This is a genomic window from Streptosporangium sp. NPDC023615, assembly GCF_040640155.1.
GTDB lineage: Bacteria > Actinomycetota > Actinomycetes > Streptosporangiales > Streptosporangiaceae > Streptosporangium.
Genome location: NZ_JBFABE010000004.1, coordinates 100397 through 114847 on the forward strand (window position 1 = coordinate 100397; position 14451 = coordinate 114847).

The following is a 14451-nucleotide window of genomic DNA, read 5'->3' on the forward strand; positions in this document are numbered from 1 at the left end:
ATCCAAGAGCACGACGGCATTCCGCCGGGTCGGCACGTCACAACACATCACGCGATGCCGGGTGGATCCGCCCACGCCCTCCTGCTTCCATTAGCCGCATGTCACCACACGCGTCGCACCATGGTAGTCCCGCACCGGTTCCGCCCGTGTTCGCCTTGTCAGACGTTTGAGACAAGCCTTTGGCTTACCGGCCTACCCGTCCTGCCACCATTCCAACGATCGAACTCACTTCGGGGATGCGCATCCGGTGGGCGATCGCCAAGTAAAGAACCATACCGAGTCCGCCGCCCGCCGCCAGCATGACGGCGGAGCTGAGCGCGTTCAGTCCGCTGAGTTCCTGGGTGACCCACAGGACGGCGAGGGCGAATCCGGCGGCCGGGAGCGCGGCGAGGTACATCCGGGACAGTCCTGCGGCCACCCTGCGTCCCCCCAGCCCCCCCACGCGGCGCGCGGCCAGGATCCAGGCGACCGCCGCGCCGACCACGTAGGCGACGGTGAACGCGAAGGCCAGGCCCATCACGACGTAGCGCGCGGGCAGGACGTGGTACGCCACCAGGCTGAGCGTGGCGCTCACCGCCACGTTGCCCAGGGCGATGAACACCGGGGTGCGGGTGTCGCCGAAGGCGTAGAAGACCCGTAGCAGCAACTGGAAGATCGAGAACGGGACCAGCCCCAGCCCGAACACCTGGAGCACGTTGCCCATGTAGACCGCCGCCTCGACGGTCATGTTGCCCCACGAGAAGACCAGCACGGTCACCGCGGGACCCAGCACCATCAGCAGCAGGCCGGCGGGCACCAGCAGCACCGACACCAGCCGCACCCCCGAGGCGAACTCCTCGCGGACCGTGTCGAGCTGTCCGTCGGCCACCCCCCGGCTCATCCTGGGCAGCATGGCGGTGATCACCGAGACCGCGATGATCCCGTAGGGGAGCTGGAAGAGCTGGTAGGCGTAGGCGTAGGCCGAGTTGCCCGCGCCGGGCGCCCGATTGCCCGCGCCGGTCGCCAGATTGGTGGTGATCAGGAAGCTGATCTGGCCGATCCCCACGTAGGCGAAGGTCCAGACCGCCGTGCGGCCCATCTCGTCGAGCCCGGCGTTGCGCATGTCGAACCGGGGCCGGAAGCGGAAGCCGACCCGGTGGAGCGCGACGACCAGCACCGCGCACTGCACCACGATGCCGGCGGTGGTGCCGAGCCCGAGTAGGGCCAGATCGGCGTCGGTGACCGTGTCGACGTCCGCGCCCGCGTCACCCAGCTTCAGGTAGTAGACGACGGCGACGGCGATCATCACGATGTTGTTGAGCACGGGCGCCCACATCGGGGCGGCGAACCTGTCGCGGGTGTTGAGGATCGCCCCGGCGATCGCGCCGATCCCGAAGAAGGCGATCATCGGCAGGATGTACCAGGCCAACCTGACCGCCACCTCGGTCTCCCGGGGATCCCAGCCGGTGCTGTAGAGGCCGATCAGCGGCCTGGCCAGTAGGACCGAGACCACCGCGATCACCGTCAGGGCGAGCACCCCGAGCGTCATCAGCCGCTGTTCGTAGGCCCGGCCCCCGTCGGGGTCGCTCCTCTGCCGCCGGATGATCATCGGCACCACGACGCTGCTCAGGACCCCGCCGAGGAGGGAGTCGAACAGGATGAACGGGATGGTGTACGCCACGTTGTAGGCGTCGCCCAGCGCGAAGGTGCCGATGGCCGCCGCGAGCACCGCCGTCCGGACGAAGCCGGTGACGCGCGAGACCATCGTCCCCGCCGCCATGATCGCGCTCGCGCGCAGGACCCTGCTCATGCGCTCTCCTCCGCCGGGTGCCCGGAACCGCTCGGGATCGGTCCGGGCTGGTCGAATGGATGTGGGTTGCCCACAATAGGTGTGAGCCGCCCGAGATCGGCTTGGACGGGCCCAGGATCACCTGGGATCACCCGGGATCGTCCGGGCCGCCCGGGGGACGCTCCGGACCGCTCAGGACTCGCTGCCGGCCGGCTCGCGCTCGCGTGCCACCGGCGGGGCGGCCACGGGGCGGCGGCCCCCCCTGCGGCGCAGGACGCGCAGCACCACGGCGGCCAGCATCACCACCAGGGCCGCCCCCACGATGGCCAGCGCGACCGCCGTGTAGCCGGTGGTGCGCACGGTCAGCTCGATCGGCTTGCCGTACGCGCGGCCGTCCTCGGTGGTGAGCTGGACCTTCACGGTGGTCTGGCCGCTGGCTGTGGTCGAGGTCATGGGGATCCGGATGGTCTCGTTCTGGCCGCCCTCGATCTGCAGCCGGTCCTCGTAGGGCTCGATCCTGAGCAGCTCGGGCTGGGCGGAGGTGACGCGGAGCCGGACCACCACGCGGCCGGCGTCGCCGGGGCCGAGCTGGTTGCGCACGCTGATCGGCACGTCGCCGTCGCGACCGGCCAGGGTGCGCAGCCGTGACTGCTCGCTGCCGGTGATGGTGACCAGGGCGATCCGGCCGTCGACCGCCTCCCCGACCTGCTGGACGTACGGTGTCGCGGCGGCGGTCCTGCCTCGCCAGGCCGAGGAGGTCAGCCGCAGCATCGCGAGGTCGAAGGCGTCCAGGTCCCGCGCGACGGTGACGGCGGCGGTCAGGTCGGCGCGGGCGCCGACCTTCTTGACGGAGCTCAGGTACGGCTTGGGCAGCTCCAGGCGCCGGTCCTGCTCGGTGTAGGTCAGCCCGGCCCGGGGGATCGGGGCGCCCTTGCCGCGCTTGACCGCGTCCAGCGTGACCGGCGCCAGCCAGGGCAGGGTGGCGGCGGTTCTCACCAGGCCGGTCACGTACGCCGGGTCCGGGTCCCACCGGCGGTGCGGCACGGCGATCACGGTCCTGGTCGCGGTCACCGGCTCCGAGGCGATCATCGCCGTCTCCGCGATGAAGCGCCGGCGCCCGGCCAGGGCCGCGCCGGAGGCGGAGGTGTCCGCGCCGAGGGTCTCGCTCAGGGGCTCGTCGGCCACCAGGGCGGTGATCGGGCCGTTGACGCTGTCCAGGGTCGCCCAGGCGTCCGGGGTGGTGGCCGCGGCGATGCCCGCGGAGGTCGCCGGAGAGGTGCCCGTGGTGCCCACGGGGGTGCCCGGGGGCGTCGCCGGGGGCAGGTTCGGCGCGGCCAGCAGCACGGTGTCGACCCCGCCGGTGGCCAGCAGGTCCAGCCCGTCGTGGTCGATCAGCCCGTCCACCGGCCAGTTCACGTCGGTGATCGTGTCGCGGCCCAGGGTCTGCCTGGAGACGATCCGGGCCGCGTCGATCCCGGTCGCGGTGATGTCGTCGACGCCGTTGTGGGCGAGCGCGGCCACGTCGGGGTCGCCGTACGGGGTGGCGATCACCGGATGGTCGGCGACGGCCTCGCGGAAGCCGGCGAGCCACCGGGCGGCCTCCGTCCTCGCCGGGCGCTGCTGGAGGCGGTCCTTGGCCCTGACCGCGTGCGGCCCGCCCAGGGCGCGCGCGTCGTCGAGCAGGGCCGGGTCGACCACCCAGGTGAGGCCCTTGGCCGAGGAGGTGTCCCGGGCGATCGTGAGCAGGTCGTCCAGGCGCTTGCCGGACGCCATCGCCGCGGCCAGGCCCTCGTCGGCGAAGACGGTGTCGCCGCTGCGGCGCGGCTGGTCGACGGCGGGCAGCACCATGGCGAGCCGGGTGCGGGGTACCCGGACGTCGCGCGGCATGTAGGTCACCGTGGTGCGCAGGGCGGCGACCTCCTGCTGGAGGGCGTCGATGACCTCGATCACGACCGGGTAGACGCCGAAGCGGGTGAAGTTGAGCTTCTCCGGGGTGAAGACGAACTCCCACGGCATCTTCCCCGCGGGCGCGATCGGGGCCTGGACGTAGCTCTGGCAGCACCAGGGGGCCGGCAGGGGGCTCTGTCCCGCCTGGTAGGCCGTCAGCTCGTCGCGCCGGGTGAACGGCTGGGACGAGTAGTTCATCTGGATGCGCAGCCCGGTCAGCGGCTCGCTCCCGGTGTTGACCAGGGACCCGGAGATCTTGATCTCGGTGGTCGGGTCACGCGGGACGTCGGGGCCGATCGCCTCCAGCACGACCTGCAGGCCCGCGCGGTTCACCGAGGCCGCCCGGGCGTTCGCCGTGCCCGGAAGGACCACGGCCGCGGGCATGAGCAGCGTGGCGAGCAGGGCCAGCAGCGCGGCCTTGTGGATCACGTTCCGGCCAGGGGTCGAGTACGGCGCACGACCGCAATGCTATGGCCTAACCGGCGAGGGGAAAGGTCACCGGCTCCCTCCGGGAAGCGGGCCGGGTCAGGTCCACGACCCTTCCCGCGACCAGTCTCAGCAGGTGATCCGCCCGGATCGACAGCGCCGTGCGGCGCTCTCCGGTGGGTACGTACACGGGCGTGGCGACACCGGTCAGCCGCCCGTCCACCAGCACGGTCAGGGTGGCGGGCAGCAGCAACGGGCAGACCAGGCCCGCGGCGTAGTCGGTGGCGGAGTTGACGGTGAAGGCCGAGGCCGGGCGGACCCTGCGGGCGTTCAGCAGGCCGCCGATCACGCCGGGACGCGGGGGCGTGCCGACCGAGCCGACGACCGCCACCGGCTCGCGGTCCGTCCGCGTCGTGACCTCGTAGACCGTCACCCCCACGCAGAGCTCCGGATCGGCCGCCAGCACCTCGGGCAGTTCGTCCGAACATGTCATCGCGCGGGGAAGGCGTACGATCTCATGATGGACCTGGTGGGCGAGGAGCCAGCGGTGGATCGTGAGCGCATCCTTCATGTGTGTGCTCCTTGCCTCGACGCACGGCCCCCGAGGTTTCCCTACCGACCGTAACCTGGTGATCGCTTCAGGTGTATGCCCGCAGGGGAACATGTTCCGTAACCGAAGGACCTACCCGGCTTGTCCCTTTCAAATCTGACCCAGAGCCAGCGCCACGGCATGAGTGAGCTGTTCCGGAAGATCGCTCCTGTGACGGACGAGCTCGGTGAGCTCTTCGCCGCCCGGGGCTACCAGATCGCCCTCGTCGGCGGCTCGGTACGCGACGTCTTCCTGGGCAGGATCGGCAACGATCTCGACCTGACCACGGACGCCAGGCCCGAGACGGTCCTGGAGCTCGTCCGCGACTGGGCCGACTCCGTCTGGACGATCGGCATCGACTTCGGCACGGTCGGCGTCCGCAAGGGCGGCTGGCTGCTGGAGATCACCACGTACCGCAGCGAGTCCTACGACCCCAGGTCGCGCAAGCCCGAGGTGGCCTACGGCGACACGCTCGAGGGGGACCTGGCCCGGCGCGACTTCGCGGTCAACGCGATGGCGCTGCGCCTGCCGTCCCGCGAGTTCGTCGACCCGCACGGCGGCCTGGACGACCTGCACGCCCGGGTGCTGCGCACCCCCGGCCCCCCCGAGCGCTCGTTCGGCGACGACCCGCTGCGGATGCTCCGCGCCGCCCGGTTCGCCAGCCAGCTCGGTTTCACGGTGGACCGGGCGGCGCTGGCGGCGATGGGCGCGATGGCCGACCGGATCGACATCGTCTCGGCCGAGCGCATCCGCGACGAGCTGGACAAGCTCCTGTGCGGCGACCATCCCCGCGAGGGGCTGAGGCTCCTGGTGGAGAGCGGCCTGGCCGCGCACGTGCTGCCCGAGCTGCCCGGCCTGCGCCTGGAGATCGACGAGCACCACCGGCACAAGGACGTCTACGAGCACTCGCTGATCGTGCTGGAGCAGGCGATCGACCTGGAGGAGAGCGGTCCCGACCGCGTCCTTCGCTGGGCCGCGCTCCTGCACGACGTGGGCAAGCCCAAGACGCGGCGGCACGAGCCCGGCGGGCGGGTCTCCTTCCACCACCACGAGGTGGTCGGCGCCCAGCTCGCCAGGAAGCGGATGACCGAGCTGAAGTTCCCCAAGGACGTGGTGGCCGACGTCTCACGCCTGGTGGAGCTGCACCTGCGCTTCCACGGGTACGGCTCGGGAGAGTGGACCGACTCGGCGGTGCGCCGCTACGTCCGCGACGCCGGGCACCTGCTGGAGCGCCTGCACAAGCTGACCCGCGCCGACTGCACCACCCGCAACCGGCGCAAGGCCCAGGCGCTGTCGGCGACCTACGACCAGCTCGAGGAGCGGATCGCCCGGCTGGCCGAGGAGGAGGAGCTCGGCAAGATCCGGCCCGAGCTCGACGGCAACGAGATCCAGCGGGTCCTCGGCCTGCCGCCGGGCCCGGTCGTGGGCCGCGCCTACCGGTTCCTGCTGGAGATGCGCCTGGACCGGGGCGTTCTGGGCCGGGAGGCCGCCGAGGAGGCGCTGCGCGCCTGGGCCCGGGAGAACGGGGTGACCTCCTGACCGGTGAGATCGCCCGGCTCGACCGCGAGCACGTCTGGCACCCCTACGCCTCCTCGCCCCCGGCGGCGGCGCCGTACGTGGTCCGCCGCGCCGACGGGGTCCGGCTGACCCTCGACGACGGCCGAGAGCTGATCGACGGCATGTCCTCCTGGTGGGCGGCGGTGCACGGCTACAACCACCCCCGCCTCAACCGGGCGCTGCGCGAGCAGCTCGACGACATGGCGCACGTGATGTTCGGCGGCCTCACCCACGAGCCCGCCGTACGGCTGGCCGCCACGCTCGCCGGCATGACCGGGCTGCCCCGGGTGTTCCTCGCCGACTCCGGGTCGGTCGCCGTCGAGGTGGCGATCAAGATGGCGTTCCGGTTCAGCGGCAGGGGGCGGCTGCTCACCGTCCGGGGCGGCTACCACGGCGACACGTTCGGCGCGATGTCGGTCTGCGACCCGGACGACGGCATGCACCACCTGTTCTCCGGCGTGCTGCCCGGCCACGTGTTCGCCGACCGGCCGCCGCGCGCCTACGACGAGGGCTACGCCGCCCGGCTGGCCGACCTGGTCGCCCGGCACGCCCACGAGCTGGCCGCGATCATCGTGGAGCCGGTCGTGCAGGGCGCGGGCGGCATGCGCTTCTACCACCCGGCCTACCTGCGGCTGCTGCGCGAGCTGGCCGACGAGCACGGCGTCCTGCTGATCGCCGACGAGATCGCCACCGGGTTCGGCAGGACCGGGGAGCTGTTCGGCTGCGACCACGCCGGGATCCGCCCCGACATCATGTGCCTGGGCAAGGCCCTGACCGGCGGCTACCTGTCGATGGCCGCGACGCTGTGCACCGAGCGGGTGGCCCGGGGGGTCGGTGTGCTGACGCACGGGCCGACGTTCATGGGCAACCCGCTGGCCGCGGCCGTCGCGAACGCCTCACTGGAGCTGCTCGGCGAGCGGCCGTGGCGGGCGGAGGTCGCGCGGATCGAGGCGGGCCTGCGCGACGGCCTGGCCGGGGCCGCGGACGCGCCCGGCGTCCGCGAGGTGCGGGTCCTGGGCGCGATCGGGGTCGTCGAGACCCGCGAGCCCGTGGACGTGGCGTCGGTCCAGGACGTCGTCATGCGGCACGGCGTCTGGCTGCGGCCGTTCGGGCGGCTGCTGTACGCGATGCCGCCCTACGCGATCGGCGACGAGGACCTGGCGCGGGTCACGACGGCGATGACGGCAGTGGCTCGGGCGCTCGGGCCGGCGTGACGATCCGGTAGAGCACCGCGCCCCCGGCGTAGCCCGCGGCGATGAGCACCAGCACCGTGATCGACCTGCCGTCCGGCGGGAGCAGCGCCGCCGCCAGCGCGGCGGCCAGCACGTAACTGCCGTTGAAGAGCATGTCGTAGATGGAGAAGGCCCGGCCGAGGTAGGCGTCGCGCAGGTCCCGCTGGACGGTGGTGTCGGCGCAGATCTTGACGCTCTGCCCGGCGATGCCCAGCACGAGGCCCGCGACCGCGAACCCCCACCGCTGGAACGGCAGGCCGAGCGCCAGCATCAGCACCCCGGCGGTGACCAGCATGGCCGGGATCCACCGCTCGATGCCGAACCGCCCGGTGGCCCACGGCGTCACCAGGATGGCCAGGAAGTAGCCGACGCCCGAGGTGGCGACCACCAGGGAGGCCATGGCCAGCGCGTCCTCGGCGTTCTCGGCGAAGTAGTAGCGCGACAGCAGGATGAGCATCGCCGTGCACATGCCGTACATGAACCGGTGGGTGGCCATCGCGCCCATCGCCGCGGCGGCGGCCCGATGACGCGCGATGTGCCGGGCGCCGTCGACCAGGCCGGACAGCACGTGGCGCACGGCCTCGCGGGTCTGGGGCCGGTCCGGGTCGTGGGCGGGGCCGAGCAGGTTCCTGCCCATGGTCAGGGCGATCAGCGCGGTGGACGCGGAGACGATCCCGGCGACGACCAGCAGCACCGCCGTGCCCCGGTCGCCCGCGCCGAGGACCGAGCGCAGCAGGAAGCCGACGCCCACCCCGACGAAGGTGAGCACGGTGCCGGAGGTCGGGGTGACCGCGTTGGCCACCATCAGCCGGTCGGACGGCACCACGTGCGGGAGCGAGGCCCCCAGCGAGGCCAGGAAGAACCGGTTCACCGCGAGCACGCCGAGCGCGGCGACGTAGAAGACCCCGTCGGCCAGGTCCGCGACGACCAGCCCCGCCGCGCCCAGCAGCAGCAGGCCGCGCGCCAGCGAGGCGACGACCAGGATCTGCCGCCGTGACCAGCGGTCGATGAACACGCCGACGAAGGGACCCAGGATCGAGTACGGCAGCAGCAGCACGGCCAGGCCGGCGGCGACCTGCGCCGCGCTGGTGCTCGTCTCGGGGCTGAAGAAGGCGAAGCCGATCACCGCGAACTGAAAGATCCCGTCGGAGAACTGCGAGACCAGGCGGGTCGCGTACAGCCTCCTGAAGTCCCGGCCTTCCAGGACGACGCGTAGATCGGATACGAAGGACACGCGCTCAGCCTATGTGCGGCTCCCCCGGGCGGACATCGGGAACATCCCTGAATGTACGCCGAACATTTCCGACCTTTGATCACGTATCCATGTGGGGGCGCGAGCGGCCGACACGGTCACGTACCCTCTGTCGGGTGACGCCTGATGAACACGTCGTGCTCGTCGACACCGACGGAAACGCGATCGGCACGGCGGCCAAGGCCACGGTGCACGGTCCGGACACTCCCCTCCATCTGGCCTTCTCCAGCTACGTGTTCGACGAGCAGGGCCGGGTGCTCCTCTCCCGCCGCGCCTCGCACAAGATCACCTGGCCCGGGGCGTGGACCAACAGCTGCTGCGGCCACCCGCTGCCCGGCGAACCGCTGTCGGAGGCGGTGACCCGCAGGCTCTCCTACGAGCTGGGCCTGGAGGGGGGCCGCCTCGACCTGCTCCTGCCGCGCTTCGCCTACCGGGCGGTCATGGAGAACGGGATCGTCGAGCACGAGCTCTGCCCGGTCTACCGGGTGGTCGCCGGTGCCCAGGCGGTGCCGAACCCCGAGGAGGTCGGGGAGGTGCGCTGGATGCCGTGGAAGGAGTTCACCGACGGGGTGCTCGGCGGGCACCTGCCGATCTCCCCGTGGTGCCGGGAACAGGTCGCCCAGCTCGCCGAGCTCGGCGCCGACCCGCTCACCTGGCCTGCCGCCGACCCTGCCGACCTGCCGCCCGCCGCCCGCTGACGTAAGAGAGGCCCGCGGAGCACCGGCGCGAGAGCTCCCACCTGCGGGCGGAACACGTCCGCTTGTGCCCTTCCCAGACGCACGCCGCCGCGCTGATTTACTCTCCGGAGTGTGGTCGCGACTGTGGTGTTCGACATAGGTGAGACGCTGGTTCGGGATGACCGCTACTGGGGGGCGTGGGCGGACTGGTTGAACGTTCCTCGCCATACCCTGTCCGCCCTGGTCGGCGCGGTGACGGCGCTCGGCATGGACAACGCGGAGGCGGTCCGCATTCTTCGACCCGGTATCGACCTGCATGCGGAGCGCCGGGCCCGTGAGGAGGCCGGCTATGGCGAGCACCTCGATGAGACCGACCTGTACCCCGACGTGCGGCAGGGTCTGCAGGCTCTGCGCGACGCGGGACTTCGCGTCTGCGTCGCGGGAAACCAGACGCGCAAAGCCGGTGATCTCCTGCGAGCGCTGTCGATTCCCGCCGACATCATCATCACCTCGGAGGAATGGGGTGTCGCGAAACCTGCGCCCGAGTTTTTCGAAAAGGTTCTCCAGCTTGCTGATGCGCCTGCTCAGGAGACCGTTTACGTAGGTGACCATCCTGCGAACGACATCATTCCCGCGAAGACATTCGGTCTACGTACATGTGTGATTCGACGCGGCCCCTGGGGGTACTTGTGGGGAAACGATGCGGCAACCTTGAATGCAGCTGACTGGAAGATCGACAGCATTACGCAACTTCCACCTCTATTAGCTGAAAGTAAGCGCAGAGATGGCCCGCACAGCACCTAGAAACAACATCGGAGAGCGCATCGCCGCGATTCGTGGCGCACGCCGCATGTACCAAGCCGATCTTGCTCGGGCGGCCAGCGTCTCCATCAGCATGCTTCGGAAGATCGAGCAGGGAACGCGCGTACCCAGCGATCACATCCTGGACGCCATCGCCGCAGCACTGGGTGTCGATCCATCGCGCCTCCTGGGTGATTCCGGCCGCCTCGACAGCCGTGTCCACGACGCGATCCCTGCTCTACGCGAGGTCATCACCGCCTACGACGTTCCCGACAAGGGACCGGTGCGGCCCTTGCCTGCGCTTCGAGCAGCTGTCACCGGCGCAGTTCAAAAGCGCCTGGGTGCTCAATATGTACTGCTGTCACAGATCCTTCCCGAACTGCTCGGTGAACTCATCCGTGGGGCTCATGAGGCGGCTGATCCCGACGCCTTCGCGGCGCTGCTCGTCGACACCTACCGAGCTTCTGACGCGGTCGCCTACAAATACGGTTATCTGGATTTGTCGGCCCGGCTGATCGAGCTGATGCGTCAGGTCTCGGCGACCGCCGAGGACCCTCTTTTGAGTGCGTCAACCGCGTATGTGCGTACCGAGATCTTCTTCGCCGCACACGCGTACCAGGCGGGTTTGCGTGCTGTCGAGTCGGCGATTGACAGCCTTCCGGAAGAGGCGGGGCGTCAACGCCTTGGCGTCCTGGGAGCCTTGCACATGCGAGCGGCCGTCGTCGCGGCGCGAGCGGCCAACGCCGATGCCGCCATGGCCCACCTGGGTGAGGCGCGGCGGCTCGGCGACATAGTCCCTGAGGACATCTATTACGGGACCGCGTTCGGTCCCTGCTCGGTCCGCGTCCATGAGGTATCCGTCGCGCTCGGTCTGGGCGACCAACACCTTCGGCTTGCCCTCACTTTGGGTGCTGACTGGTCGCCACCTCCGAGCATGCCGGCCGAACGTCGCAGCGGCTTCTTCATCGACTTGGCCAGAGCCCAGCTGTGGGCCGGCCTGAAGGACGCGGCGTTCGAATCACTGAGGACGGCCCGCCGGATCGCGCCGCAGCACACCCGAGAACATCCGTGGGTTCGCGAGGACGCCGAGACTCTGCTGCGCCTGCACCGCGCCAGCAGCGAAACCCTGGTCGGTTTCGCCGAATGGGTCGGCGTGATCTAGCAGCCACTCCAGTGACACAAGGTGTGGCACTTCACGGACTCTCTGCCAAGCACCATGGGATCGCCCGAGTCAAGGCGTAGGCGAGTGGTGACACTCCGTTTCCCTGCGCACAAGCGGAGCCCGCAGGCGCGGTAACGCCGTACGGGCTCCTTGATCAGGAAGTGAGTCCTGACCCGTGAACAAGCCTAGTGCTCCGGTTCTCGAACGGACCACGGTGGCCGGTTGCCACTGCTTCGCCGACGCCCCACCCATGCCGATGGGATGCGCCACCTGCGGACACGCCCCCTACGCGCACGGCTGCCCCGGCCAAGCCTCCGACCACGAGTACCTCCAGCCGTCCGCCGAGCTGATGGACGAGCGCCTCGAAGCGCGCCACCGGCTCGGTCTCGGCCGGACCCTGCCGAGGTTCGAGTCCGCCCGCGAGGCCACCGCGCAGCCGACGCTCGTGCCCGCGCCCCGCCGGGCCGAGCCCGAGGCGGCACCGGCGCGTACCCGGCCTGACGGCCGCACCGACCTCCGCCGCCCGGCCCCCGGCGATGCCCGCCCGCACCGGCTGGTTGAGACGCGGGCCGACCGCGCGCTCCGCCTGGCTCTCGCCCGCGACCCCCTCGCCCGGCGACGAGCCCGCGCCGCAGCCCACGCCCTCCACCCGGCCGACGTCGGCGCCCCGCCCCCGCGCCCCGAGCGGATACCTGCCCGGTCGCCGCTCACCCCGCTGCCGCTCCCGTCCGAGCACCGGCACCAGGCTCTCCGGTCGGGGCTCGCCGTCGCCCTCGGCCGGAGCCACCTCCCGGACACCCTCCCGTCCCGACGGTACGAGCCCTCCTGGCGGGAGGTCGCGGCATGAACGCGGCCCCGCCGCAGGGCGACACCCCCATGAGCAGGCGCGGCGGCGTACTTCCTTCCCATGCGCACGCCGCCGCGCCGTCGACCAACGCCCGGGACGAGGAGCACCGGCCCGCCGCCCTGCGCCGCGCCGAGGAACTGGCCGCCGCGCTGGCCCGTCACGGCATCGCGGCCGACGTCCACGAGCTGGCCTCCGGCCGGGCCACGGTGTCGATCTACTACGGACTGATCGCCTACACCGACGGCGAGGAGTTCCGCTGGACCTCCCCCAAGCTCTCGCGCCGGGGCAGGCCGCTAGCCGTCTCGGAGGCGATGACGGCCGCCGCGGCCGAACGGCTCGCCGAGCACTACCGGATCCTGTGCTCCCGCCCGCTCACCGACGTGCTCGGCAGCGAACTGCCGCTGCTCGCCGACGTTCTGGTGGCCGACCATGTCGTCCCGCGATGACGCCCTGGCGGCACGAGCCGCCCGGCAGGTACAGGAGCACGCGCCGACCTGGATGGTCTTCTGGAGTCTGCGCCACCGCCGCTTCGAGGCGTGGGAGTGCACCGACCTGGTCCGGTGCCGCGCCGTGCATGCGGACAGCGCCGGTGAACTGTGGGACCTGATGCAGCAGGTGGAACTCGACCTGTGGCGGACCCAGCTCCAAGGCGACCGGTCACCTACGCCCCGTGTGGGCCGACCGCGCCGGGACGGCCTTCTTCAAGAGCTCTCCTTCATAGGTGAACCCGTCGGTCATGTACTGGCCGACGATCCGGCACGGGTCACGCGCCGGATCGTCGAGCGCCACCCCGAGCCGGAGACGGCTCCATGAGCAGCGCGACGGTGCGGCGACCGGCTCTCCCGTACCGCCACGTCTTCACTCCCGCGGGCGACGGCGCGCGGCCAGAAGGGCCGCCGCCAGGAGGGTCGTCCGCGGGATGAGTGCGGTGCCCTCGTCAGGGGTGGCGAGGGCACCGCATGTTCTCAAGCTGGTCTCCGCACGCGCGGAAGACTTCGGACCTCGGCGAATTCGAGGGGTCGTCGCAACGCTCCGGCTCGGGGAGCGCGATCGACGTCGAGGTCCGTCACCCCGTTCCGGGGCGGGGCCACGGGCCGGACGTCAGCGCTCGACCTCGCCGCGGATGAACTTCTCCACGTACTCGTGGGCCTCCTCGTCGGAGTACTGCTCCGGCGGGGACTTCATGAAGTACGAGGAGGCCGACAGGATCGGGCCGGCGATGCCCCGGTCCAGGGCGATCTTGGCGGCGCGGACCGCGTCGATGATGACGCCGGCGGAGTTGGGGGAGTCCCAGACCTCCAGCTTGTACTCCAGGCTGAGCGGGGTGTCGCCGAAGGACCTGCCCTCCAGGCGCACGTAGGCCCACTTGCGGTCGTCCAGCCACGGCACGTGGTCCGACGGGCCGATGTGCACGTCGGCCTTGCGCATCTCGTGGGGGATCTGCGAGGTGACCGACTGCGTCTTGGAGATCTTCTTGGACTGCAGGCGCTTGCGCTCCAGCATGTTCATGAAGTCCATGTTCCCGCCGAAGTTGAGCTGGTATGTGCGCAGCAGCTCCACCCCGCGGTCCTCGAACAGCTTGGCCATCACGCGGTGGGTGATGGTCGCGCCGACCTGCGACTTGATGTCGTCGCCGACGATCGGCACCCCGGCGTCGACGAACTTCTGCGCCCAGACCGGGTCGGAGGCGATGAACACCGGCAGCGCGTTGACGAAGGCGACCTTGGCGTCGAGGGCGCACTGGGCGTAGAAGCGGTCGGCCTCCTCCGAGCCCACCGGCAGGTAGGAGACCAGGACGTCGACCCGCGCCTCCCGCAGGACCTGCACGACGTCGACCGGGGCGTCGTCGGACTCCTCGACCATCTCCCGGTAGTACTCGCCCAGGCCGTCGAAGGTGTGACCGCGCTGCACCGTCACGCCCAGCGGCGGCACGTCGCAGATCTTGATCGTGTTGTTCTCCGAGGCCACGATCGCCTCGGACAGGTCACGCCCGACCTTCTTGGCGTCGACGTCGAACGCCGCGACGAACTCGACGTCGCCGACGTGGTAGTCGCCGAACTTCACGTGCATCAGGCCCGGCACCCTGGCGCCGGGGTCGGCGTCCCGGTAGTAGTGCACGCCCTGCACGAGCGACGCGGCACAGTTGCCTACCCCGACAATGGCTACGCGCACCGAACCCATGGCACTCGCTCC

Annotated in this window: 13 protein-coding genes; 8 read left to right on the forward strand and 5 right to left on the reverse strand. The window is 71.0% G+C overall.

Annotated features, from left to right (window positions below):
- Positions 1-184: 184 nt before the first annotated feature.
- The 3 genes from murJ to AB0G16_RS04650 form a co-directional block, all read right to left on the reverse strand.
- Positions 185-1789: a murein biosynthesis integral membrane protein MurJ gene (gene murJ / locus AB0G16_RS04640; protein ID WP_362798551.1), complete on the reverse strand. Its 1605-nt coding sequence runs from the start codon at positions 1787-1789 to the stop codon at positions 185-187.
- A gap of 171 nt (positions 1790-1960) precedes the next feature.
- Positions 1961-4144 (reverse strand): hypothetical protein, encoded by a 2184-nt coding sequence (locus tag AB0G16_RS04645; RefSeq protein ID WP_362798554.1) that lies wholly within the window; start codon positions 4142-4144, stop codon positions 1961-1963.
- 46 nt (positions 4145-4190) lie between these two features.
- A complete protein-coding gene (locus tag AB0G16_RS04650; RefSeq protein WP_362798557.1) occupies positions 4191-4712 on the reverse strand; it encodes a YbaK/EbsC family protein in 522 nt (173 codons plus the stop codon).
- A 159-nt stretch (positions 4713-4871) separates the two neighbouring features.
- Between AB0G16_RS04650 and AB0G16_RS04655 the strand changes: the two genes are divergently transcribed.
- Positions 4872-6269 (forward strand): CCA tRNA nucleotidyltransferase, encoded by a 1398-nt coding sequence (locus tag AB0G16_RS04655; protein WP_362798560.1) that lies wholly within the window; start codon positions 4872-4874, stop codon positions 6267-6269.
- A gap of 8 nt (positions 6270-6277) precedes the next feature.
- Positions 6278-7501, forward strand: a complete 1224-nt coding sequence (locus AB0G16_RS04660; RefSeq protein ID WP_362798951.1) for an adenosylmethionine--8-amino-7-oxononanoate transaminase — start codon at positions 6278-6280, stop codon at positions 7499-7501.
- On the opposite strand, the gene AB0G16_RS04665 is transcribed toward AB0G16_RS04660, so the two are convergent.
- Positions 7455-8753, reverse strand: a complete 1299-nt coding sequence (locus AB0G16_RS04665; RefSeq protein ID WP_362798563.1) for an MFS transporter — start codon at positions 8751-8753, stop codon at positions 7455-7457. The two genes, AB0G16_RS04660 and AB0G16_RS04665, sit on opposite strands and share 47 nt — an antisense overlap.
- 134 nt (positions 8754-8887) lie before the next feature.
- On the opposite strand from AB0G16_RS04665, the gene idi reads away from it, so the two are divergent.
- The 6 genes from idi to AB0G16_RS04695 all read left to right on the forward strand — a co-directional run bounded on the left by idi (position 8888) and on the right by AB0G16_RS04695 (position 13071).
- A complete protein-coding gene (gene idi / locus AB0G16_RS04670) occupies positions 8888-9469 on the forward strand; it encodes an isopentenyl-diphosphate Delta-isomerase (protein ID WP_362798566.1) in 582 nt (193 codons plus the stop codon).
- 111 nt (positions 9470-9580) lie between these two features.
- Positions 9581-10252 (forward strand): HAD family hydrolase, encoded by a 672-nt coding sequence (locus tag AB0G16_RS04675; RefSeq protein ID WP_362798569.1) that lies wholly within the window; start codon positions 9581-9583, stop codon positions 10250-10252.
- Complete coding sequence (locus AB0G16_RS04680) at positions 10233-11411, forward strand: helix-turn-helix transcriptional regulator (RefSeq protein WP_362798572.1); 1179 nt, start codon at positions 10233-10235, stop codon at positions 11409-11411. The genes AB0G16_RS04675 and AB0G16_RS04680 overlap by 20 nt, the downstream gene beginning before the upstream one ends.
- A 175-nt stretch (positions 11412-11586) precedes the next feature.
- Positions 11587-12258, forward strand: coding sequence for a hypothetical protein (locus AB0G16_RS04685; protein ID WP_362798575.1), 672 nt, complete (start codon positions 11587-11589; stop codon positions 12256-12258).
- Positions 12255-12704 carry a hypothetical protein gene (locus tag AB0G16_RS04690; protein ID WP_362798577.1) on the forward strand — a complete coding sequence of 150 codons (450 nt, stop codon included), beginning with the start codon at positions 12255-12257 and terminating at the stop codon, positions 12702-12704. The genes AB0G16_RS04685 and AB0G16_RS04690 overlap by 4 nt, the downstream gene beginning before the upstream one ends.
- A complete protein-coding gene (locus AB0G16_RS04695) occupies positions 12688-13071 on the forward strand; it encodes a hypothetical protein (protein ID WP_362798580.1) in 384 nt (127 codons plus the stop codon). Before AB0G16_RS04690 ends, AB0G16_RS04695 begins: the two co-directional genes overlap by 17 nt.
- A gap of 288 nt (positions 13072-13359) precedes the next feature.
- Here AB0G16_RS04695 and AB0G16_RS04700 read toward each other — a convergent pair whose 3' ends face one another.
- A complete protein-coding gene (locus AB0G16_RS04700; RefSeq protein ID WP_362798583.1) occupies positions 13360-14439 on the reverse strand; it encodes an inositol-3-phosphate synthase in 1080 nt (359 codons plus the stop codon).
- Between the last annotated feature and the right edge of the window lie 12 nt (positions 14440-14451).

Bases quoted from the DNA above. Each gene is read 5' to 3' on its own strand.
- murJ (WP_362798551.1), bottom strand. From the start codon at position 1,789: ATGAGCAGGGTCCTGCGCGCGAGCGCGATCATGGCGGCGGGGACGATG.
- AB0G16_RS04650 (WP_362798557.1), bottom strand. From the start codon at position 4,712: ATGAAGGATGCGCTCACGATCCACCGCTGGCTCCTCGCCCACCAGGTC.
- AB0G16_RS04655 (WP_362798560.1), top strand. From the start codon at position 4,872: ATGAGTGAGCTGTTCCGGAAGATCGCTCCTGTGACGGACGAGCTCGGT.
- AB0G16_RS04680 (WP_362798572.1), top strand. From the start codon at position 10,233: ATGGCCCGCACAGCACCTAGAAACAACATCGGAGAGCGCATCGCCGCG.
- AB0G16_RS04690 (WP_362798577.1), top strand. From the start codon at position 12,255: ATGAACGCGGCCCCGCCGCAGGGCGACACCCCCATGAGCAGGCGCGGC.
- AB0G16_RS04695 (WP_362798580.1), top strand. From the start codon at position 12,688: ATGTCGTCCCGCGATGACGCCCTGGCGGCACGAGCCGCCCGGCAGGTA.
- AB0G16_RS04700 (WP_362798583.1), bottom strand. From the start codon at position 14,439: ATGGGTTCGGTGCGCGTAGCCATTGTCGGGGTAGGCAACTGTGCCGCG.